Raw genomic sequence first — 21,827 nt, 5'->3', positions numbered from 1 at the left:
CCCATGTTTTGTCCACTCCCTGAACCCTGTCTCAGGTTTAAGGGCAAAAATATCAGAATTAAAGGCAAAATCTCATATTTAAGGGCAAAGCTCAGCCGTTGATTTCGTTGGATTTCCCATCTCACAATTAAGGGCTACGCGACACCAGGTGATGGCAGGCTAATCACCGTGGGCGTGGGCGGGGGCGGGGGCGACTTGCGGTGCCACCCATTGCGACAAGTAAACGCGCTCGAAGGCGAACACAGCGATCATCCCGACAGCGGCGTAGAGAACGATCATCGGGTCGCTTTGAAGCTTCATCACGGTGAAAGCTGCCAGTACTATCGCATCGAGCGCCAGGGCAGTCAAAAGCACGATACCGAAGGCGCCGACGTCTGCTCGACGATAGCGGAACACGCCCCAATGTATGATCATGTCCATGACGAGGTAAAAGAAAGCACCGAGGGATGCGATCCGGCCTAAATCAAAGAGCACGGCCAACGTCGCGGCGATGACGACAGTATAGACCAGGGTGTGGCGTTGGATGGGACCTGGCATACCGAAGTGGCTGTGCGGGATCATTTCCATGTCGGTCAGCATCGCCAGCATACGCGACACCGCGAAGACGCTGGCCAGAACGCCGGACGCCGTTGCGACAGCGGCCAGGATCACCGTGAGTATGAAGCCGGTTTGTCCAAGGGCGGGCTGCGCCGCTTGTGCCAGCGAATAGTCACGCGCTGAGATGATCTCCTCGATCGTGAGACTCGAACCGACCCCGTAGGCGACCAACAGGTAGACGACGACGCAGATTCCGATAGAGAACATGATCGCTCGGCCAACATTGCGATTTGGTTCAGTGATCTCGGCTCCGCTGTTGGTGATCGTGGTGAATCCCTTGAACGCAAGGATGGCCAGCGCCGTAGAGGCGATGAACCCCGTGAGCCCGTAGGATTGTGAGGTCTCGGACGCCGCGGCGAACGCAAAACCACTGGACCACAGGGCCGCGATGCCAAACAGAGCTATGCCTCCGATCTTGATCGCGGCCATGATCAACGAGAACAGCCCGACCGAGCGGTTTCCGGCCATGTTCACCAAAAAGGCGAAAACGATCACGGCCACAGCCAGAGCGGGGACCAATGGGCCACCTTCGATATCGAAAGGGCGCAGGACATAGGTGGCGAAGGTTCGCGCGACGAGGCTTTCCGCGATCACCATGCTGAGCGCCATCAGCAGTGCGGCCCCGCCCGCGATGGCTCCGGGGCCATAGCATTTCTGCAGGATCATGGCGATGCCACCCGAGGACGGCCATTTGTTCGACATCCTGATGTAGCTGTAGGCGCTGAAGCTTGTGACGACCGCGCCGGCGATGAATGCAAGCGGGAAAAGCGGGCCGGCGAGCTGCGCGATTTGCCCCGTCAACGCAAAGATTCCAGCGCCGATCATCACGCCTGTCCCCATCGCAACGGCTCCGCCCAGACTGATGGAATTTTCGCGGTACGTTTCTTTTTCGCTCTGCATAAATGGCCCCCTTTTAATTTTGGTTCATCCGAACGCTGTTGCGCGCTTCTAGATACGAACGCCGCGAAGGCGCAGCGAATTGAGCACCACCGAGATTGACGACGCGCTCATGGCGAAGGCAGCAAACATCGGACTGATGAGGATGCCAAAGAAGGGAAACAGAACTCCCGCCGCGACCGGCACGCCGGAGGCGTTGTAGATCAGCGCGAAGAACAGGTTCTGGCGGATGTTGCGCATCGTGGCCCGGGCGAGCCGCCGCGCACGCACGATACCATCAAGGTTGCCCTTGACCAGCGTGACGCCCGCGCTTTCGATGGCCACATCGGCGCCGGTGCCCATGGCGATGCCGACATCGGCCTGCGCGAGCGCGGGGGCGTCGTTGACGCCATCCCCGGCCATGGCGACCTTGTGGCCCGCCTCTTGCAACTCAAGGATGATCCGCGCCTTGTCCTCCGGCAGCACGTCGGCCCGGATCTCATCGATTCCGAGCCGCGTGCCGATGGCCTTGGCCGTGCGTTCGTTGTCGCCGGTCGCCATGATGACGCGGAACCCCAGTTCATGCAGATCCTCGATGGCTTCTGGCGTGGTCTCCTTCACTGGGTCGGCGACAGCAACTAGACCGGCGATCTCGCCATCCAGCACAACGAACATGACCGTCTCGCCTTCGTCGCGGCGGGCATTGGCCTTGGCGGTCAACGCGCCCGCCTCGAGCCCCAATTCGCGGATCATCGCCAAATTGCCGAGCGCGACCGCTTTGCCGTCAACGACCCCCTTGACGCCCTTGCCAGTGACCGCCTCGAAGTCCCGTGCCTCGTCCATTTTGACATCTCGCTCCTCCGCACCCCTGACGATCGCTTCGGCCAAGGGGTGCTCCGATCCGCGCTCAAGCGATGCGGCGAGACGCAAGACCTCGGCTTCGTCGTGGCCGGGTTGCGGGAGTACGTCGACAAGCCGCGGCTTGCCTTCGGTCAACGTGCCGGTCTTGTCGACGATCAGGGTATCGACTTTCTCGAACCGCTCCAGCGCCTCGGCGTTCTTGATCAGCACCCCTGCCTGAGCGCCCCGTCCTGTCGCTGTCATGATCGACATCGGTGTCGCCAGGCCAAGCGCACAAGGACAGGCGATGATCAGAACCGCCACCGCCGAAATCAATGCGTAGGAAAGCGCAGGCGCGGGCCCCCAGATCGCCCAGGCGATGAAGGACAGGACCGCGATACCGATGACGGCCGGAACGAAATATCCCGCCACCTTGTCGGCGTATTTCTGGATCGGGGCGCGCGAGCGCTGCGCGTTCGACACCATCTCGACAATTTGAGCCAGCATCGTGTCGGACCCGACACGCGTCGCCTCCATCACCAGACTGCCGGTGCCATTGATCGTCGCGCCGGTCAGCGGGTCGCCCTCGGTCTTCTCGACCGGCACGGGTTCACCGGAGATCATGCTTTCGTCGACCGAGGACCGGCCGTCCAGAACCACGCCATCGACCGGCACCTTGTCACCGGGCCGCACGCGCAGCCGGTCCCCGACTTGCACGTCCTCCAGCGGGATTTCCTCCTCGGATCCGTCGTCCCGGATGACCCGCGCGGTCTTTGCCGCCATGTCGAGAAGCGCGCGGATCGCCTTGCCGGTCCCCTCGCGGGCGCGTAGTTCCATCACCTGGCCGAGCAGCACCAGCGTCACGATCACCGCCGCCGCCTCGAAATAGACGCCGACATGGCCTTCGGAGTCTCGGAACCCATCAGGGAATATGTCCGGTGCGAGAACGGCAACGACGCTGAAGAGCCAGGCGGCAAGAACGCCCATGCCGATCAGGGAGAACATGTTGAGGTTCAATGTGCGGAACGAAATCCATCCGCGTTCCAGAAACGGCCAGCCGCACCACAAGACCACTGGCGTTGCCAGGATCAATTCGATCCATTGTGTGGTGCTTTCGCCAAAAAAAGTCCGGACTGCGGGGAAACCGACGAATGGCCCCATCGTGAGGACAAGGAGCGGGATCGTCAGGACTGTGCCGACCCAGAACCGCCGTGTGAAATCCACCAGTTCGGGATTTGGACCTTCATCGCCCGGCACACCGGATTCCAGTTCCAATCCCATACCACAGATCGGACACGCGCCCGGATCAGGCTGCCGCACCTGAGGGTGCATCGGGCAGGTGAAAATGGGACCATCATGTCCTGTAGGAACCAGATCATATCGGCCATCGGCCGGCGTGGCACCCGCGTGGTGTTCGTGATGATCATGTGCTGAATGGACCTCGAGCTCCGATTCCGGCACGAGGTGCATCCCGCATTTCGGACAATTGCCGGGCTCGTCCTGCCGCACCTCAGGGTGCATGGGGCAAACGAATACCGAAGAAGCTGCTGTGGTTTCAGAACTGTCGGGAGTGCTCATTTTGCGGTCCTTTCCGAGAATGCTTCTCTTGCCTAGGGCTTCCATCCGCGGGAGGGTCAAGAGAGATCAGTACGGCGATTACATTGCGGCTCTGCGGGGTGGCGCTGTCCGGCCCCGTTCCCGCCGGGCGAACACGATCAACGCCAGCCCGACCAGCGCCATTGGCATGGAGAGCAACTGGCCCATGGTCAAACCCCACTCACCAAAATGAAGCGCATGGCCGATCGGGTTGTCCGCCGTTACAAATTGTTGGTCCGGTTGCCGGAACATCTCGACGAAACTTCGGGCAAGACCATAGCCGGTCAGAAACACGCCAGCCAAGGCACCGGGCATTTTCAGCCAGCCCCGGCCCCAAGCGAGATAAATGAGCAGCATTCCAAGAATGAGCCCCTCCAATAGCGCCTCGTACAGCTGGGACGGGTGTCGGGCGCAGAGGCCACTAATCCCTGGGCAGGCCTGCGCGACTTCGCCGGGAAAGATCACCGCCCAGGGAACGTCCGTCGGCCGCCCCCACAACTCATTGTTGGTGAAGTTCGCCAGCCTCCCAAGAAACAAGCCTGGCGGTGCCGCCAAAGCCAGCAAGTCGCCAGTGCTGAGCAAAGACGCGTTCTGTCGAAGGCAGAACAGCAAGGCAGCGATGACAACGCCCGCGAACCCCCCGTGGAAGGACATGCCGCCTTGCCAGACCATCAGAATTTCCAAGGGATTTGCGAGATAATATGCGGGCTGGTAGAACAGTACAAAGCCTAGGCGACCACCAGCAATCACGCCGATGATGATCCACGTCAGAAGATCTTCGATCTGCGTCCGGTCAAGCGGCGGTCCAACTGATGTCCAGAGCGCGGGACGGCTTATCGCACTCAAACAAATGCGCCAGCCAATCAGGATACCGAAGATATAGGCTAGCGCGTACCAGCGGAGTGCGAATGTGACCCCCCCGATGTCGAAGGAGATGAGGTCGGTTCCAATATCCGGAAATGGCAATCCCGCTGGCAGCACTGGGTGAGTTCCTCATCAGGAATTTACGTGGGGATTAGATGGCATTGATCGAGCACCGCTAAAGGCGCTCGATCTGCGACAGGGCATCCAACGCCCATCCCGCCATCACGCGGCGTCGAGGGCGTCCCGGAGTAGATCGCGGACTTCGCCGGCGACCGCGTCCAGGTCTTGGTTCTGCACCGCCTGCATCGAAGCGACAGGATCGACCGCGCTGACCTCGGTGTCGCCGTCCACTTGCCGCAGGATGACATTGCAGGGAAGCATCGCACCGATGCGAGGCTCGATCTCGATGGCTTTGTGCGCCATGCCCGGATTACAGGCCCCGAGAATGCGGTAAGGCGGCATGTCCGCATCAAGTTTCTTTTTCATCGTCGCTTTGACGTCAATCTCAGTCAGAACGCCGAAGCCCTTGTCTGCCAAAGCATCCCGAACACGCATCTCTGCGTCATCGATATTGGTGTCTTTCAGGACGCGATCATAGGTATAGGCCATGGGAATTTTCCTTTCCGTGTCTCTATTTTTTGGCATAACGAGGCTAAACGGTTCAGGTCGCGGTTCGGTTCAATGTCCCGGCCGAGAACGGTTTTGGCGTTTTGAGGACGGGTGCCGGAAAAAACCGGCACCCGTTGGCTCAGTTGTCCTGCATCATGGAGCCGTTGCCCATGCCCTGACCGTTGCCCGGCCGCGCAGGCGCATCTGCCATGTTCGACCGCATCATCTGCATCCGCTCCATCCTATCGGCCGGAGCGGCCATCTCTTCCGGCGTCACCGCGCCGTCGCCATCGGCATCGAGGTGTTGAAAACGATCCACCATCATTTCGCGGATCATCGCGCTGTGGAGAGCTTCAAACTCGGTAATCGAGAGGTTTCCATCCCCGTCGCTGTCAAACTCGGAAAGCTTGGCCTGCAGCTGCGTGCGCATTTCTTCCGGCGTCGTTGTGCCGTCTCCATCGGTGTCGAACATTTGCATCATGCCGCCAGCCATGCCTGCGCCCATCATACCACTGCCCATGCCTGCGCCCATCATGTTTCCGTGCATGCGCTGCATCATGTCCATCATTCCGCCCATGTTCCCCATCATGCCCGGACCACCGTTCTGCATCATGCCTGCCCCACTTTGGGCACCAGGTTGACCACTGTGCCCATGGTTGGCATCCGCCAAGGCGACGCCACCAAAGGCGGTTGCAGCCAGAGTCATTGCAGCGAGTAGAGTATTGCGTTTCATGTCGATCACCTCGTGTCAGTGTTACGATAGCCACCATATGGGATGCACCTGCAGATGCGGAATGCCACGCGAGCCGGTGTTTTGTATCGCGAGGTCACAAAGGCGGGGTCTGTTACAAATTGCGACAAATCAATTCGGGGCGAACGCTCCTCTTAATCTGAGACTTGCGATATCCAGAGAAAAACCTGTCGAGGAGTCGCGTACCAACCGACACCGAACCCGTGTTTCGGTGGACGTGAAATCCGGAAGAGTTGGTGTCGAGAGTGGTAGAGGACCTGAATATCCCGAAAATTCAATTATTCAACCCATGGCAGGAGGCTGCAGGGTGCTCTTTTTGAACCGCATTTTCTCAGTTCTAACCTTGGTAATTTTGGCGGGGTGCGGCGCAGGAAACGACATGCGCCCGGATGCTTCAGCCGAAGTCATCAGTAGCGCATCCTACCGTCACGATGGACCGGCCGCGCTGACGTTGTACACCATGATCAACAACAGGTCCGGGGCGGGTGCGCATAGCAGCGTCATGATTAATGGGTCGCAGCGTGTTATCTTCGATCCGGCAGGAACGGTCCGGCTGAGCGCTGTACCGGAACGGGGAGATGTGCTTTATGGCATTACTCCACAAGTGGCCGATTTTTATGCGCGGGCTCATGCTCGCGAGACCTACCATGTCGTCATACAAGAGATCGATGTGTCTCCCGAAGTCGCGGAGCAGGCTTTGCGCCTTGCAATTGCCAGCGGCCCAGCCGCTTCCGGTTTTTGTAGTGCCAGTACCTCCGCGGTACTCAGACAATTACCAGGATTTGAATCCATCGGACGCACATTTTTTCCAAAGCGCCTGATGGCGGATTTTGGCAAGTTGCCGGGCGTGCGAACCACAAAGCTGTTCGAGAACGATGAGGACGACAAATCCGTAGCGATCGCACAGTTCGAAAGTTCACTTGCGACACAGCCGTGAGTGTTCGTCCAACAATTCATTGGAAGATGTCCCTGCACGACGCAGTCCTCGGCGTGTGAGCCAAAGATGCAATAGGTTAGCTTCGAGCGGTAACGCTGTCTTCGGCCGAGTAAAGGAACGCCGTCGATCCGACAGCGACATTCGGATAGAGATCATTGATGTGGGCCATCACCATGCGCACGCATCCCGAACTGGCCCGGCCGCCAATGCTGCGAGGGCTCGGCGTTCCGTGAATTCGAAGGTACGTATCCCGATCTCCGACGAATAGATACAAAGCCCTGCTGCCCAAGGCATTGTTGGGGCCGGGCTCCATACCGTCGGCAAACCGCTCGTAAGCCTCCGGATCGCGTTCGATCATTGACTGCGTTGGCGTCCAGTGCGGCCATTCGACCTTTCGGCGGATCGTATAGGTGCCGGGTTCATAGAGATCGCCCTTGGCAATCGCCACCCCGTATCGCATCGCGGTGCCACCTTCCTCGATATGGTACAGATAGCGCGCGATCGCATCGACGTGAATGTCACCCGGGCGCAAACCGTCATTCGCCAAAACGCGTTGCGGCAGCAGCCTGGGATGCAGCCCCCATGGGTTGGTTGTTGCCGGGTCATAGTTGGCGGGCGTGATCTGCGCATCCCAAGCTGCTTTTTCGGCTGTTGACGGCCAGGTCTTAGCGAATGCTGGCGAACTCAGAGAAGCTGAAAACAGCGAGCCGGAAAGTGCAAGGAAGTGTCGTCTTGTAACCATGAAGCGAAGCCCTTTGTTTGTTTTCGATGAATGCGGGACGATTCAAGAAACGTCCGCGACCCCATGCCACCGAACCTTTTGATGTCTTGCGATCGCGACCAACCAGAGGCAAGCAAGGACACCGCTTAGGATCGCGTTCCAACTCGCCATGGACAACGTCAGAAATTCCCAGACAACCTCACTGCACAGAACAAGATTGGACGCATTTGAACTGGCAGAGGGCAGCAATTCCGATACCGACATTTGGGAAACATCGAGGCCGGATCCCGTGCAAGAAGTCGGTCCCTCCCACCAGCCGCGCTCGACACCGGTATGAAACACTCCCAACGCGGATGTGCTGAGTTCCGACAGGGCACCGATTATCAGGATTGGCAAAATCGGCAGAGCAAAGAGCAACAGAGCGCCCATTCCAATGGCGATTGCGTGTGGGTAGCGTTGCCAGATGCACATTGCGCAAGGCGCGTAGCCAAGAGCCTGGAAAACGAAGGCCCCTAACAGCAAGGCGGCTGATCCTGCCGCCGCAGTCATGCCGAGAGATTTTGGTGTCAGGGTCAATGAACGCTCCCGTTGGCAATCGATGGACCTGTTTCTCGCTTGTCAGGTTACGTAAACGGCAGAAGGGCTGTTATCATTCAGAGATTTGTAACGGTATGTATCCGTCGCGACCCTCAGCCGACTCTGATCCACGTTGCCATACCGTCGGCCTGGTGGCTCAACATGTGGCAATGCAGCATCCACGATCCCGGATTGTCCAGGACGACGAGAATATCCCGCGTCTCGCCGGTATCCAGATAGGTCGAGTCCCGGTATGGACCGGCTTCACCCGCCGCATCGAGTTCCCAGAAATGGTGGCCATGCAGATGCATGACGTGTGGGAACCCGGTTTCGTTGCGGATCGAAATGCGCGCGGTCGTCCCCTGCGCGGCGGATAGGAAAGGCCTTCGAGGCAGGCCGGATACGTCATTGAGCGCCCATGTCCCTGTGCCGTTGTGGGACGCGCTTCCCGCACCTCCCTGGAGCACCAGCTCCGCGGTTTGGCCGGGGTCTTTCGGGGCGGGCATTCGGTTGGCGGGCAATGCGGTGATGGGCGCTTTCGCGGGCTCACGGGAACCGGAAACAGCGATTTCGCCAAGGCTCAACGTCTGTTCTCCAAAGCTGTCGTCGAATCTAATAGGCCCGGTCGCATCACCAATCACATCGCATCTTTGCCCCGGAGCGAGAAGGATCGGTTCGAGCGTCCGAGGATGCGCCAGAGGCATGCCATCCAGTGCAACGATCTTGCCTATCAAACCATCCAGGCCGACACGGTACACCCTGTCGATAGAGGGATTTATGAGACGCAGTCGCAGACGGTCGCCTCGTTTCACAGTCTTGCCGGTTCCATTGAAAACAAGTGCCGTGACCGTATTGCCGATACGGCCCTCGGTTGCGAAATGGGCCGGGTTGAACGCTTCGTCGTACTGCCCGGACTGATCCAGCAAGACATCGAAGAACTGAACAACGATGTCATGGTCGACAGCCGGCGCATTTTGCTCCTCGACGATGAAGGCGCCGAAAAGACCGCGGCTGACCTGATCGTAAGACAGGTAATGCGAGTGATACCAATACGTGCCGGCATCCGGGACGCCGAATTGATAACGATACGAGTCGCCCGGAATGACCACATCCTGAGTGAGGACGTTGACACCATCCATCCGATTTGGAACCCGCAACCCATGCCAGTGAACGAGAGCGCCCTCCTCCAATCGGTTATCGAGGGTAATGCGGGCGGTTTGTCCTTGTCGCATTCTGACTTCTGGGCCCGGCAGACCACCGTTGAAGCCCAACATCGACACGTCGTACCCAGCAAGGTGCGCCTTGATCGATTGGGGCGCGAGGATCAACTCGTGTGTCGCTGCTGGCAAGCGGGTACCAGCCAGCGCAACGGTCATCCCGCCAAGGAAAGACCTCCGGCTCAAAGACAATTCCGTCACCTCATGAATGATAGACTGGCTTTCGCCAACTGCCGCACTTGTGCCATTTCCGGAAGAGGAACTTCAAGGCGACAGAACACTCCTCACGCCGTTGTCACTTTGGGATACAGGAAGACGCGGGCGCCGATTTCAACGCGTTCGTACAGATTCTTCACATGTTCATTCGTCAACCGCGCGCATCCATTCGACACGGCAGACCCAATTGTCTCCGGGGCGTTCGTTCCATGAATGCGAAGATAGGTATCGCGTCCCTCGGCATCGTAGAGATAGAGCGCGCGGGCCCCGAGCGGGTTGTTTGGCCCGCCTTTCAGTCCATCCTTGTACTTTGCGTATTTGCGTGGCTCGCGCCGGATCATGGCGTTCGTTGGCCGCCACCATGGCCATTTGGCCTTGCGCGCTACCGTGAACTCTCCGGGTTCGTACAAACCTTTGCGCCCTACCCCGACCCCGTAGCGGATCGCCATCCCGTCCTCGAGCATGAAATAAAGGAAAAAATCGTCGGGAACGACGTGGACATCGCCTTTAACCCAGTCACCACGACGGGTGTTTACCAATTGTGGTTCGAACCGTTCGGGCAATTTGACTTTGTGGGCCCAGGCAGTTGTGGGCAGAAAGCAACCCATCGCTCCGGCACAAATCAATTCTCGTCTCGTGAAATTCTGCATGGCGCGATCTCCTCGGACCCATGAAAATTCAGTGCGCGTCAGGGGCAAAGAAAAGAAGCCGTGAACCGGGGCAAACGACGCGCCTTTGTTGCCTTGAAACTACGAAAATTCGTGCTTTTGGAACTCTCCAGCGCTGGAATGTTGTTGTTTTACAGAGAACTGCAAGGAGGTGACTGGAAATGCACTACTCACGATTCTTTATGATGATCGGAACATCGACCGTGGTCATGTTCGTTCTGATGTACCTGAACACCTATCTTTGGGGCCATATCTTCTTTTCGGAGACACGCCTTTACATGGCCATCCTGATGGGGGCGACCATGGCCGTGATCATGTTGGCGTACATGTTGTCCATGTATCAGAACACCAAAGCCAACATCGCGATTTTCGTTGGCGCAATAGTCCTTTTCGCGGCGAGCCTCTGGCTGGTTCGCGGGCAATTCACGGTGCAGGACAGGTCCTACATGCGCGCCATGATCCCGCACCACTCGATCGCCATCATGACGTCGACTCGTGCCGAGATCACCGACCCGCGCGTCCGGGGGCTCGCAGACGACATTATCTATGCGCAGGACAAGGAAATCGCCGAAATGCGCTACCTTATTGCTGACATTGGAGCAAACGGCGAAGCATCGGCCACGCGAAGCGAAACGCCGGCGCAGGTTGTGGATGCGCAACAGGCGCTTCAAACGGAGGTCGTGTCGAAGGTCGATCCTGAGTTTCTGACGGAAGACGAAATCGCTGCGGTGTTCCCGAATGGCGGAAATTGCCGCTTTGCTTACACCTCGGACAGTCCGGCTGTACTGGTGACTGGTGAAACCGGCGAAGGGTCTGCCGCCGCAATGAAGATCAGCGGTGATCTGGTGCGCCTGAATGCGCAGGGCGAAAATGCATTTTCTGAAGGCCCGCTGTCGGCCGAGATCGCAGAGACGAACGGTGACCTGACCGATCTGATCGTCAGCGCGGGAACCGACTACGAAGCCGGGTTCCGTGGTCAACTTACGTGCAGCGGATAAGGAGGAAAGGACATGCCCCGCGACACAGACAGTAAATCCGCGCAGCTTTATCGCATGGTCATGCCGGGCCATGTCTGCCCCTACGGTCTGAAATCGAAAGACCTGCTGGAGCGGCAAGGCTTCGAGGTGGAAGACCATCCGCTTGACACCCGTGAAGACACCGATGCTTTCATGGAGAAGCACGGGGTCGAGACGACGCCGCAGACTTTCATCGGGGACGAACGGATCGGCGGTTACGATGATCTCAGGGTGTTTTTCGACATTGACCCACCCGAGGAAGAGCAAAGCGACACGACCTACCAGCCGGTCATCGCGATCTTTTCCGTTGCCGCGCTGTTGGCATTGGGCCTGTCTTGGCACCAGTACGGGTCGGTCCTTACCTTGCGGGGGTTCGAATGGTTCATTTCGCTGTCCATGACCATTCTCGCGATCCAGAAATTGCAGGATGTCGAAGGGTTTTCGACGATGTTCCTCAACTACGATCTGCTGGCGCGCAAATGGGTGCGATACGGCAAGGTCTACCCGTTCGGCGAAGCGTTGGCAGGTGTCCTGATGACTGCCGGCGCGCTGCTGTGGCTCTCGGCGCCTGTCGCCCTGTTTATCGGCACGGTAGGCGCTGTCAGCGTGTTCAAGGCTGTTTATATCGACAAGAGAGAGCTGAAATGCGCCTGCGTCGGCGGTGACAGTTCCGTCCCGCTGGGGTTCATTTCGCTGACGGAAAACCTGATGATGATCTTCATGGGTATCTGGATGCCGGTCCGCGCGATCTGGTTCTGAGGTACAGCCCCTTCTTGCCTGTCACTTGGCCAACCGCTCCGGCGACAGATCCTCGATGATGGGGCAGTCGGGCCGGTGATCCCCGGCACATTTTTCCACCAGTTCGGCGAGCGTCGCGCGCATGGATTGCAGTTTCGCGATCTTTTCCTCGATCTGGCGCAGATGGTCTTCCGCAACCGCCTTCACTTGCATGCTTTCGCGGTTTTCATCCTCGTAGAGCGACAGGAGCGTCCTGCAATCTTCGATGGTGAACCCCAAGGCCCGTGCGCGACCCAGAAACGCCAGCTTGTGAACATGGTTCTCGGTGAACGCGCGATAGCCGTTCTCGCTACGGTTCGGGCGGATCAGACCGATGTCCTCGTAGTAGCGGATCGTCTTGGCGGGCACACCCGATTGTCGGGCAACGTCTCCGATGTTCATGTCGGACCTCCGTTATTCTGCTGGAGCAGGAGTGGCGGCTGCCATCTCTGCCGGGATTGCGCGCTGCTCGTCCATCGCAGGCGCGATGCGCCGCAGCCGCAGGGCATTGGTCAGGACAAACACCGAGGACAACGCCATCGCACCCGCCGCAAGGATTGGTGACAGGAGCAACCCAAAGGCCGGATAGAGCACCCCGGCAGCGACCGGAATAAGTGCCACGTTGTAGGCAAAGGCCCAGAACAGGTTCTGCCGGATGTTGCGCATGGTCCGCCGCGATACTTCGAAGGCGTTCACCACGCCGCGCAAATCGCCCGACATCAGGACGACATCCGCAGATTCGATGGCCACATCGGTGCCGGTTCCAATGGCGATGCCCACATCGGCATGCGCCAGCGCCGGGGCGTCGTTGATCCCGTCGCCGACAAAGGCGATGCGCTTGCCGCCCTCGCGCAAACTGTTGAGCGCCGCGACCTTGCCGTCTGGCAGAACGCCGGCGACGACATGGTCGATGCCGGTTTCGCGGGCGATGGCTTCGGCGGTTTCGCGTTTGTCCCCGGTGATCATCGCAACCGCAAGACCCTTTTCGTGCAGCGCTGCGATGGCTGCGCGGCTTGCCGGTTTGACCGGATCGGCGACGCCGATCACGGCGGCGATACGTCCATCTATGGCAGCGTAAAGCGCCGTCCGACCCTTGCTCGCGATCTTCGTTTCCTCTGGTGCCAATGCCGAGATGTCAATGCCTTCCCGCGTCATGTAGCGGTCGGCCCCAACCAACACCTCCGCGCCTTCGACCAAGGCGCGCACGCCGTAACCGGTGACCGACTGGAAACCTTCGGCCCCCACAAGCGGGGCGCCGTCGCCCCGGGCGGCGCGGACGATGGCGTCCGCGACAGGATGCTCGGAGAGCGACTCCACGGCGGCGATCTTCGAGAGCGTTGTTGAACGATCGAACCCTTCCGCCAGCACAAGGTCAGTCAGTGCGGGTCGCCCCTCGGTCACCGTGCCTGTCTTGTCGAGGGCGACCACATCAACGGAATCAAGTAGCTGCAAGGCGTCGCCCTTGCGGAACAGGACGCCCATTTCCGCAGCACGTCCCGTCCCGACCATGATCGAGGTCGGCGTCGCAAGCCCCATCGCGCAGGGGCACGCGATGATGAGCACCGACACACCGGCGACCAGCGCCATCGTCAGGGCCGGATCAGGCCCGAAAAACAGCCAGACCAGCACGGTCGCCGCCGCGATCGCCATCACGGCAGGCACGAACCACAAGGTGATCCGGTCGACCAATCCCTGGATCGGCAGTTTGGCGCCCTGGGCCTCTTCGACCATGCGAATAATCTGCGCCAGGGTCGTGTCGGCGCCGACCCGCGTGGCGAGGAACTGCAGGCTTCCGGCGCCGTTGACCGTCCCGCCGGTCACCGTATCTCCGGCACCTTTTTCAGCGGGGATCGGCTCGCCTGTCAGCATGCTTTCGTCGACGCGGCTGGTCCCCTCGATGACCTCGCCATCGACCGCGATGCGTTCACCAGGGCGCACGATGACGATGTCACCCTGAACCAGCGCATCGATCTCGATCTCGACGCTTTCTCCGTCCCGCATCACGCGTGCAGTCCGCGCCTGAAGCCCTAATAGCTTCTGGATGGCCGCGCCCGTTCTCCCCTTGGCGCGCGCTTCAAGAAACCGCCCCAGAAGGATCAGAACGACGATGACCGCTGCCGCCTCGAAATAGACGGTGCGCAGCGTGTCAGGCAGGACCGACGGTACGAATGTCGCAACCACGGAATAAAGGTAAGCCGCCCCGGTGCCGACCGCGACGAGGCTGTTCATGTCGGGGGCACCCCGGAACAAGGCCGGGAAACCCTTGGTGTAAAACGTCCGGCCCGGGCCGAAGAGAACGATTGTCGTGAGAACGAATTGAAGAAGCCAACTCGTCTGCTGACCAATCGTGGTCTCGATAAGCATATGAACGGCCGGAATGACGTGGCCACCCATCTCGATCAAAAAGACCGGCAAGGCGAGGATGGCTGCAAAGGTGACCCGTTTGGCAAGCGCCTGAGCCTCTTCCTCCTTGCGCGCAACCCTGTCGTCACCGGCTTGGGCCGTTGCCACGGTTGCTGGATACCCTGCCGCGCCGCTTGCATTTACCAGATCGGATGTCGTGACAAGACCTTCGACGTAAACCACCGTCGCCGTCTCGGAGGCGAGGTTGACGTTCACCTCGACCACTCCAGGCACCGCGGAAAGCGCCTTGTCGACCCGCCCGACGCAAGAGGCACAGGACATGGCTGCAATCGTGAGTTCGGCCTTGGCCGTCCGCGCGGGGTAGCCCAGCTCGCGAAGGGTTTCGATGATTTCCGGAACGCGCTTGAGCGCGTCCACGCTCATACGCGCGGTTTCGGATGCAAGATTCACCGACACATCCTCTACGCCGTCGATTGCATTCAATGCGCGGTCGACCCTGCCAACGCAGGACGCACATGACATGCCTTCGATCGGCAGGCTGATCTGTTTGGGTTCGGGCATATGTGTCACCTGTTTTTCCATTCGAAGTGGAATATGAGGCTTCCAGTTACTGGAGGGTCAATGGGAGGGCGCCAAATAAATTTCTTCACTTGACCTTCCAGCGGGGGGAAGCCCCATGTCACCGACAGAAATCAGATCAAGGAGTGGTTCCGATGAAGTTCAGCGTTCCGGACATGAGCTGTGGACATTGCACCGCAGCAATCGAAAGCGCGGTGAAGAGCGCAGATCCGAATGCAGGCGTAGAATGTGACCTTTCTGCCCGACATGTGCGTGTCGCCAGCGTGTTACCAGCCGATCAAGTCCTAGCGATCATTCGGGATGCGGGCTACAACGTGGAACCTGCGGCCGCTTGATGCAGTGCCTGGACCACCCAAGGGCGGTCCGGGCACAGAATTTCAGTCTTCGACTTTGCGGGCTTCCTCGACCAAGTCGACAAGCTGCGCCTTTTCGACGAAGCCCGGGACCAGCGCGTCACCGATCACGAAAGACGGCGTGCCGTTAAAGCCCAGAGCTTGGGTCAGTTGCATGGATGTCGCAATGTGCTCTTCGACCTCGGGGGCCTCCATGTCCTTGCGCAACTGTGCGATATCCAGGCCGATCTCCTCGGCAACGCGCAGCACGGAGGCCTCTTCCGCGCGGCCTTCCAGCCCCATCATCGCCCAGTGAAACTCTTCGTATTTGTCCTGCTTGCGCGCTGCCAAGGCCGCTTTCGCGGCGAACACCGATCCGTCTCCGAGAATGGGCCATTCACGATAGACGAGGCGAATGTTTGGATCGTCTTCGATCAAAGCCCGCACCTCGGGTTTGACCCGCCGACAATAAGGACAGTTGTAGTCGAAAAATTCCACAACGGTGACGTCCCCTTCCGCGTTGCCGAGAACCGGCGCATTCGGATCGTTCTCGATCAGATCGCGCTGGTCATTCAGAACTTGGGCCTGACTGAGCTCCTGCGCTTGCGCCTGCCTTTGTTCAAGGATGGCGACGGCCTCCATGACAATCTCCGGGTTCTCGCGGATTGCTTCCAGCACAAGTTCCTTGACCCGGGACTCTGACAGTTCGTCGGCGAGTGCCGGTAGCGGAAGCAAGGCAGCTATCGCGACCGTCGTGAAGGCTTGTCTGAAACGCATTTTAGTTCTCTCCCCGTTGTTCGTCGGCTTCTGTCCGCGCGGCCTGGACTTCGCGGATGCGATCTGGCCAGGTGGACCGGATGAAGGCCAGGATGTTGTGAATTCGCTGGTCGGTCAGCACGTCTGCGAAACCGGGCATGCCACTGTCGAATTCGACGCCCTGACGCGCCAGAAGCGTTGCACCCCCCAGTTTTGTGTAATCGAAGAGCAGGCTGTCAGGATGATGCCAGGTGTGACCCGTCTCATCATGCGGTGGTGCTGGCAGGCGCCCATCCGCGCCCGGCGTTCGCCATTCCGGCTGGCCTTCCAGATCCGCGCCATGACAAGACGCGCAGTTTTCTGCGTAGAGCAACGCGCCTTCTTCGATGTCGTAGCTCTCCGCCTTGGACGCGCTGCCGACATCCGAGGATGCACTGGTCGAGAGCCAATACGTGAAGGCGGCTGCTGCGACAGTGATCGGAACGGACCAAACGAGATACCTCATGTGACCCGTATCCAGGTTGTCATGCCGGACGCGGCGTGGCTGAGCATGTGGCAATGGAACAGCCACTTGCCGGGATTGTCTGCCGTAAAGGCGATCTCCCGGGACTCGTTGCCGGCCAACAGGATCGTGTCCCGCATCGGCCCGAACGCGCCGTCGGGGCGCAGCTCACGGAAATGCATCCCGTGCAGGTGCATCGCATGTGGGAACACGGTCTGGTTCTCGATCTTCAAGCGCACCGGCTCGTTCAGGGATAGATCGGCCAGTGGCGTGTCGGTCATATCGGCGACATCATTCAGGGCCCAGAATTTGCCCGCTTGGGCAAGCTGACGGAATCCAAGACGTTCCCCACCGAGCAACGCGGACTGCATCCGCCCCATTGCACCGCCGGACATGACCAGTCGCAAATCTCGCGCATCGGCAAGGTCCGGGGCGTTTGCTGCGGGGTTCGGCGGCAACGGCAGTGGCTTGCCTCTTGGTACTGAACTGGCTGTGCCGTCGATCGGAAAACTCACGAGCGGGGTCGGTTGATCGTCATCGCCGATGCGCAGCAAATGGGCCACGCCGCCTTCGTCTTCGGTCACATCGACAATTAAGTCGACGCGCTGTGCCGGGCCGAGGATCAACTCGCCGTCAATCTGCTGGGGTTGGCCGATTGGCATTCCATCGACGGCCACCCTCCAGCCACTCAACCCCGAGAGCGTCAGCGGGAAAATCCGCGCGCTTGCTGCGTTGATGATCCGCAAGCGAATGCGTTCGTTGCGCTTCGCGGACAAGGTCAGGTCATAGCGCCCATTGGTCGTGATAAAGTTGCCGATGCGTCCACCGTGGCTCATCATCATAGGCTGCTCGAAATTGTCGAAAAGCTGCCCGCTTTCGGGATCGAGCAACCAGTCCTCCAGAACGATGACTTCCTCGCGGTCGATGTCCGGTCCATTGGCCTCTTCGACGATCAAAGCACCGCGCAAACCACGCGCGACCTGCTCGTATGAGCGATTATGCGCGTGGTACCAATAGGTCCCGGCGTCCGGTACGACGAAGTCGTAGTCAAAGGTTTCACCAGGTGCCACGGGCTCTTGGGTCAGCCCTGAAACGCCATCCATCGCGTTATCGATCCGGATTCCGTGCCAGTGAACCGAACTGGGATCGGGTACCTCGTTGCGGAACCTGCGGCGCACCCGATCGCCTTGAGCGACCCGGATTTCCGGGGCCGGAACAAGGCCGTCATAGCCCCAGATCTCTGTTTCCGGGTAGGTGTCCGGAAGAAGCTGTTGACGTGCAACCTTGGCAACCACGTCCTCGAACGGGGTTGCGGCAAAAGCCGACCGCGGGATGGCCGCCGCGCAGGCCGCCAGTGTTGCATGGCGCAAGAAATCCCGACGTGTTTGTCTCATTTCGATCCTCGAGAAAGCGGGGGCTTGTTGCCCCCGCGTGGTGTTAGTTCGACGCGGGGTTCTCCGCCTCGACCGTGTCCTTGTTCAGCAGGAAAAGCGCCATCGCTTCGCGATCGGCAGGTGTCAGAAACCGAGTTCCCTCGCGAACCACTTCCGCCATGCTGCCGCCGAAAGCATCGCCCGAAGGGATGATGCCGGTCTGGAGCGCATAAGCGAGGTTTGAAACCGTCCAGTCATTTTTGGCCAGGTCTTTTGGCCGTATCGCGGGTGCCTTGCTGCCACCGGGAAGCTGGGCGTTGCCTGCAAAGGAAGCACCGATATCGCGACCTCCTGCAAGATTGCGCGGCGTATGGCAGGCTCCGCAATGTGCCGCACCGCGCACCAATTCCCGTCCGCGATTCCATGCGCCGCTTCGCCCTTCAACCGGTTCGGTATCCGGATCGTAGAAGAACGCCGCTCGCCAGAGCTTCAGCCCCCATCGTTGATCGAATGGGAAGCTGACATCGTTTTCTGGTGCAGGTTCGTCCACGGGCGGCACGGTTTGAAACGCCGCCCAGAGGTCAGCGATATCCTGGTCAGAAAAATCCGCATAGAACGTATATGGGAAAGATGGATAGTAGGGCGTTCCATCGGGGCCGATCCCCTGCCGCACGGCTTTTGCGAACTGTTCTGCCGTCCATTCGCCCATGCCATGTTCGGGGTCGGTCGTCAGGTTGGGCGGATAGAACGTTCCGAACGGGGTTTCGAGCGGCGCCCCTCCGGCAAGTGGTGCGCCGCCCGCTTCAAAATTGGTATGACAGGCAATGCACCCACTGGCGCGCGCCAAATATGCGCCCCGGTCGACATTGCCCTCTGTTGCAATCGGAGTCACTGCACTGCCGACAGGCCATGCAATCACCACGCCGAGGCCGGCCGCGCCCAGCACGGCGACCCCGGTGACGAGTTTCAAAAACCGGCGCATGGTTAGTCTTCTTCCGCCCGGAAGCGTTCATGGCATGCGGAACAGACCTGTGTCGTCATCGCGAATGCCGCGTCGGCGGGCATTTCGGCAATGGCGGCAGCATCCATCATGCCGCCGCTGCCCATCATCGTGCTCCCGCCCATCATGGTTGTATCGCTTCCCATCATGGATCCGCCGCCCATCATCGAGGCGCCATCCGTGGAGGTATTGCCGCCCATGCCGCCTAGCCCATTGTCGGCTGCGCGTTTCAGGCCTTCAGAGTATTCTTCCAGCTGATTTGCCAGTGCTGCGAAGCGGTCCCAATCGGTCCACACTTCGTCTTTGGCTTCCGAGGGCATGCCACCTGTGCCCTCTGGGAACAGCTTTGTCATGCTCTCACCGGCGTGCTGCTGGAACAGGCGCGCTGCATCGCCCACTATTTCTGCGTCATAGGCCGTTTCGCCCCGCATCATCGGGGCTACGGTTTTGACTGCCTTTCCCATGGCGGCCATGGCATCCATGCGTTCCTTTACGATGCCCGTGGCACCGCTATGCGCAAATGCCGCGACCGCGGTTCCTGCAATCAACACTGCCGCTGCGATAGTCGTCTTTTTCATGTCTTCGATCCTTTAATGGGTCTGCTCTAAGAGGGGTGTGAAATCAGACCCACTTCCGTGGGGGTGGAGGATCGCTGTCGGGGCGCAATTCGGTTCGTTGGGTCGCGCCGTCTTGCATGACGGCGTTCATAAAATGAGGCTCGTAAACCACCGTTTCTGGGAACAACAACGCTGCCGGAACAGAACAGTCGAGTCCCGGATGACAGTGACCAGAGGTCTCGCTCGTAGATGGCCCCACATTTTCATGACTGTGTGATTCTTGCGCCAAAGACGCTCTATCATGGAACGCTGGTGCCTCAGGGACACCGAGAACCACAAGGAACAGGCCAAAAACGATCGACAGGATCCATCTGTTCGTCTTCGACCAACGCATCAGTTGATCCCGTTGGCCCGCTGTAGTTCTCGGACATAGGCAGCCACCATCTTGACGTCTCCTTGGGTCAGCCCCTCGATCTTGGGCATATTACCGAATTTCCAGTGATGCGCACGCACGCCATTTTGAGCGGCCAGAACAAAGGCCATGTCTGAATGGTGGCTCGGCTCGTAAATCTTGTGCACAAGAGGCGGGGCAATCCCGTTTTGTCCCGCTGCGTTTGCTCCATGGCACTCGGAACACTTAGCCTCGAATATGGTTTTCCCAATCGTGGCTTGCTCCGAGAATTCTGCCGGCAGTTGGACCTGAACGATTGGGTCGCCTGCTTCTATGCTACTCGTGTCAGGAGGCGTCATGGAATGACCCATCGCTGTATCTTCCGCAGAATCTTCCGCAGAAATGAACTGCCAAGTTGCAACTCCCCCGCCAGCTATAACTACGGCTCCAATAAGCGCGGTCAATTTGTCCATGCCTGTATCTTCCGCCTTGTCTCTTGGGTCAGATGAGTTTGACTTGAGTGCCGACGGGCACCCGCTCGTAAAGCTCTTCAACCTGTTCGTTGAACAAACCGATGCAGCCATTTGATGACCGACGGCCGATTTTTCGCGTGTCCTGTGTTCCGTGGATACGGTAGTATTGCCAGGACAGATACAATGCGCGGGTACCCAGAGGGTTGGCAGGATCGCCTCCCTCGACACGTGCCGGCCATTCTGGATTGCGTTCCCGCATGGAGGGCGTCGGCGCCCAGCTGGGGTTTTTGCGCTTTTCCACGACTTCGGTATAACCGCGTTTTGTGAGTTCATCGGTCAGAGGAACGGATGTCGGATAGATCCGCATTGACCCATCTGCTGTCCAATGCTGCAGAGCCCGTGTTTCCGTGTCCGAGATAATGATACCCTTTCCAAGCGTATCGAAATGGTCTTGCCACTCGTGAACTCGGAAAGAAGAGATATTGCGGCGAATGACTTCGGCCCGAACCACGCTTGGGGCAGCCAAAGCAACCGCCGCCAAACCAAATAGGCGTCGTCGGTTAATCTTGTTATTCGGCAAAGACGTCATGACACACTCCCAGCCTCGGTTTTGTCACACGTCTTTTACGCGAGACCCGGCATCTGGCAACCTGACAAGGCCGCGAGAAGTGTATCCATTTGTATCCTTGACCTTACCCTGCTGGAGGGCCGCAAATGACGCGGGAAACGAGACAAAGAGGGTGTCATGGACCACCAGAACCACAGAAAAAAGCCGATCACGGACAGGCTCATGCATTACGGAATGATGGCGTGTTGCGCCGTCATGCTGCTGCCCGTTGCGGGATTTTTTCTTGCCGGCGGCACATTGGCGGGCATGTGGGGCAATGCAGCGGCTTTCGCCCCGCTCCTGCTGTGCGTGGGGGCGCATCTTGCGATGCACAAATTCATGGGGAAATCGTGCCATTCCGACAAGGCAAAGGATACTATCGAGGAAACGACCGAGCCCATGACCTCCGCGATTCCAGTCGTGGTCCGCGACAGGCCGTGATGTACGCGGGAAGGTACGCGTAGGCGCGTTGCTGTTGTCGGGTTTCTTGCTTGGGGGATGTGCAGGAAGTCTAGAAGACTGCCCGGATCGCGGCGCTATCGTGTCCACGAAGCAAGCGTCAGACCTTCTGCCGGATGGGTGTCGGTATCTTTCAACTTCTGCGACTGGCGTCGCGCGAGTTGACTGCGCGG

At 59.3% G+C, this 21,827-nt stretch carries 23 protein-coding genes; 5 read left to right on the top strand and 18 right to left on the bottom strand.

The window, feature by feature from the left end:
• Positions 1–159 precede the first annotated feature (159 nt).
• From AC5SSZ_RS13865 to AC5SSZ_RS13845, 5 genes are all read right to left on the bottom strand, one after another.
• On the bottom strand, positions 160–1,497 hold the full coding sequence (locus AC5SSZ_RS13865) for an APC family permease (protein ID WP_007803442.1): 1,338 nt from the start codon (positions 1,495–1,497) through the stop codon (positions 160–162).
• Between the two features lie 48 nt (positions 1,498–1,545).
• Complete coding sequence (locus tag AC5SSZ_RS13860) at positions 1,546–3,891, bottom strand: copper-transporting P-type ATPase (RefSeq protein ID WP_012187177.1); 2,346 nt, start codon at positions 3,889–3,891, stop codon at positions 1,546–1,548.
• Positions 3,892–3,969: 78 nt separating this feature from the next.
• On the bottom strand, positions 3,970–4,890 hold the full coding sequence (lgt, locus tag AC5SSZ_RS13855) for a prolipoprotein diacylglyceryl transferase (RefSeq protein ID WP_050686145.1): 921 nt from the start codon (positions 4,888–4,890) through the stop codon (positions 3,970–3,972).
• 105 nt (positions 4,891–4,995) lie between these two features.
• Positions 4,996–5,382: a DUF302 domain-containing protein gene (locus AC5SSZ_RS13850; RefSeq protein ID WP_050686143.1), complete on the bottom strand. Its 387-nt coding sequence runs from the start codon at positions 5,380–5,382 to the stop codon at positions 4,996–4,998.
• Positions 5,383–5,521: 139 nt separating this feature from the next.
• A complete protein-coding gene (locus AC5SSZ_RS13845) occupies positions 5,522–6,115 on the bottom strand; it encodes an EF-hand domain-containing protein (protein WP_223229252.1) in 594 nt (197 codons plus the stop codon).
• Between the two features lie 397 nt (positions 6,116–6,512).
• Here AC5SSZ_RS13845 and AC5SSZ_RS13840 point away from each other — a divergent pair, with 397 nt between their 5' ends.
• Entirely contained in the window at positions 6,513–7,070 is a 558-nt protein-coding gene (locus AC5SSZ_RS13840) for a hypothetical protein (protein WP_012187179.1), read from the top strand.
• A gap of 76 nt (positions 7,071–7,146) precedes the next feature.
• On the opposite strand, the gene AC5SSZ_RS13835 is transcribed toward AC5SSZ_RS13840, so the two are convergent.
• The 4 genes from AC5SSZ_RS13835 to AC5SSZ_RS13820 form a co-directional block, all read right to left on the bottom strand.
• The gene (locus AC5SSZ_RS13835) at positions 7,147–7,812 is read right to left on the bottom strand and encodes a L,D-transpeptidase (protein ID WP_012187180.1); all 666 of its coding nucleotides are present in this window, start codon (positions 7,810–7,812) and stop codon (positions 7,147–7,149) included.
• A 42-nt stretch (positions 7,813–7,854) separates the two neighbouring features.
• Positions 7,855–8,367: a disulfide bond formation protein B gene (locus AC5SSZ_RS13830; RefSeq protein WP_442416241.1), complete on the bottom strand. Its 513-nt coding sequence runs from the start codon at positions 8,365–8,367 to the stop codon at positions 7,855–7,857.
• 113 nt (positions 8,368–8,480) lie between these two features.
• Entirely contained in the window at positions 8,481–9,743 is a 1,263-nt protein-coding gene (locus AC5SSZ_RS13825; protein WP_007803424.1) for a multicopper oxidase family protein, read from the bottom strand.
• Between the two features lie 125 nt (positions 9,744–9,868).
• Positions 9,869–10,450 (bottom strand): L,D-transpeptidase, encoded by a 582-nt coding sequence (locus AC5SSZ_RS13820; protein ID WP_082204816.1) that lies wholly within the window; start codon positions 10,448–10,450, stop codon positions 9,869–9,871.
• A 227-nt stretch (positions 10,451–10,677) separates the two neighbouring features.
• Between AC5SSZ_RS13820 and AC5SSZ_RS13815 the strand changes: the two genes are divergently transcribed.
• Positions 10,678–11,466, top strand: coding sequence for a DUF305 domain-containing protein (locus AC5SSZ_RS13815; RefSeq protein ID WP_367397392.1), 789 nt, complete (start codon positions 10,678–10,680; stop codon positions 11,464–11,466).
• A gap of 12 nt (positions 11,467–11,478) precedes the next feature.
• Complete coding sequence (locus AC5SSZ_RS13810; protein WP_012187037.1) at positions 11,479–12,243, top strand: MauE/DoxX family redox-associated membrane protein; 765 nt, start codon at positions 11,479–11,481, stop codon at positions 12,241–12,243.
• A 21-nt stretch (positions 12,244–12,264) separates the two neighbouring features.
• Here AC5SSZ_RS13810 and cueR read toward each other — a convergent pair whose 3' ends face one another.
• Together cueR and AC5SSZ_RS13800 are read right to left on the bottom strand one after the other, a co-directional pair.
• Entirely contained in the window at positions 12,265–12,663 is a 399-nt protein-coding gene (gene cueR, locus AC5SSZ_RS13805) for a Cu(I)-responsive transcriptional regulator (protein ID WP_038008399.1), read from the bottom strand.
• A gap of 12 nt (positions 12,664–12,675) precedes the next feature.
• Positions 12,676–15,186 carry a heavy metal translocating P-type ATPase gene (locus tag AC5SSZ_RS13800; RefSeq protein ID WP_058239123.1) on the bottom strand — a complete coding sequence of 837 codons (2,511 nt, stop codon included), beginning with the start codon at positions 15,184–15,186 and terminating at the stop codon, positions 12,676–12,678.
• Positions 15,187–15,338: 152 nt separating this feature from the next.
• Between AC5SSZ_RS13800 and AC5SSZ_RS13795 the strand changes: the two genes are divergently transcribed.
• A complete protein-coding gene (locus AC5SSZ_RS13795; protein WP_058239067.1) occupies positions 15,339–15,539 on the top strand; it encodes a heavy-metal-associated domain-containing protein in 201 nt (66 codons plus the stop codon).
• Positions 15,540–15,581: 42 nt separating this feature from the next.
• Here AC5SSZ_RS13795 and AC5SSZ_RS13790 read toward each other — a convergent pair whose 3' ends face one another.
• From AC5SSZ_RS13790 to AC5SSZ_RS13760, 7 genes are all read right to left on the bottom strand, one after another.
• A complete protein-coding gene (locus tag AC5SSZ_RS13790) occupies positions 15,582–16,313 on the bottom strand; it encodes a DsbA family protein (RefSeq protein WP_040182558.1) in 732 nt (243 codons plus the stop codon).
• A 1-nt stretch (position 16,314) separates the two neighbouring features.
• Positions 16,315–16,797, bottom strand: coding sequence for a c-type cytochrome (locus tag AC5SSZ_RS13785; protein WP_058239068.1), 483 nt, complete (start codon positions 16,795–16,797; stop codon positions 16,315–16,317).
• A complete protein-coding gene (locus AC5SSZ_RS13780) occupies positions 16,794–18,188 on the bottom strand; it encodes a multicopper oxidase family protein (RefSeq protein WP_058239069.1) in 1,395 nt (464 codons plus the stop codon). Before AC5SSZ_RS13780 ends, AC5SSZ_RS13785 begins: the two co-directional genes overlap by 4 nt.
• A gap of 43 nt (positions 18,189–18,231) precedes the next feature.
• On the bottom strand, positions 18,232–19,149 hold the full coding sequence (locus tag AC5SSZ_RS13775) for a c-type cytochrome (protein WP_040182554.1): 918 nt from the start codon (positions 19,147–19,149) through the stop codon (positions 18,232–18,234).
• Positions 19,150–19,151: 2 nt separating this feature from the next.
• On the bottom strand, positions 19,152–19,745 hold the full coding sequence (locus AC5SSZ_RS13770) for a c-type cytochrome (RefSeq protein WP_040182553.1): 594 nt from the start codon (positions 19,743–19,745) through the stop codon (positions 19,152–19,154).
• 372 nt (positions 19,746–20,117) lie between these two features.
• Entirely contained in the window at positions 20,118–20,588 is a 471-nt protein-coding gene (locus AC5SSZ_RS13765) for a c-type cytochrome (protein WP_046212138.1), read from the bottom strand.
• Positions 20,589–20,616: 28 nt separating this feature from the next.
• The gene (locus tag AC5SSZ_RS13760; protein WP_046212139.1) at positions 20,617–21,177 is read right to left on the bottom strand and encodes a L,D-transpeptidase; all 561 of its coding nucleotides are present in this window, start codon (positions 21,175–21,177) and stop codon (positions 20,617–20,619) included.
• A gap of 156 nt (positions 21,178–21,333) precedes the next feature.
• Here AC5SSZ_RS13760 and AC5SSZ_RS13755 point away from each other — a divergent pair, with 156 nt between their 5' ends.
• Positions 21,334–21,636, top strand: a complete 303-nt coding sequence (locus AC5SSZ_RS13755; protein ID WP_046212140.1) for a DUF2933 domain-containing protein — start codon at positions 21,334–21,336, stop codon at positions 21,634–21,636.
• Positions 21,637–21,827: the final 191 nt, after the last annotated feature.

The organism is Phaeobacter sp. CC-HEC084 (assembly GCF_059429255.1).
This window is presented reverse-complemented; position numbering and strand designations above follow the sequence as displayed.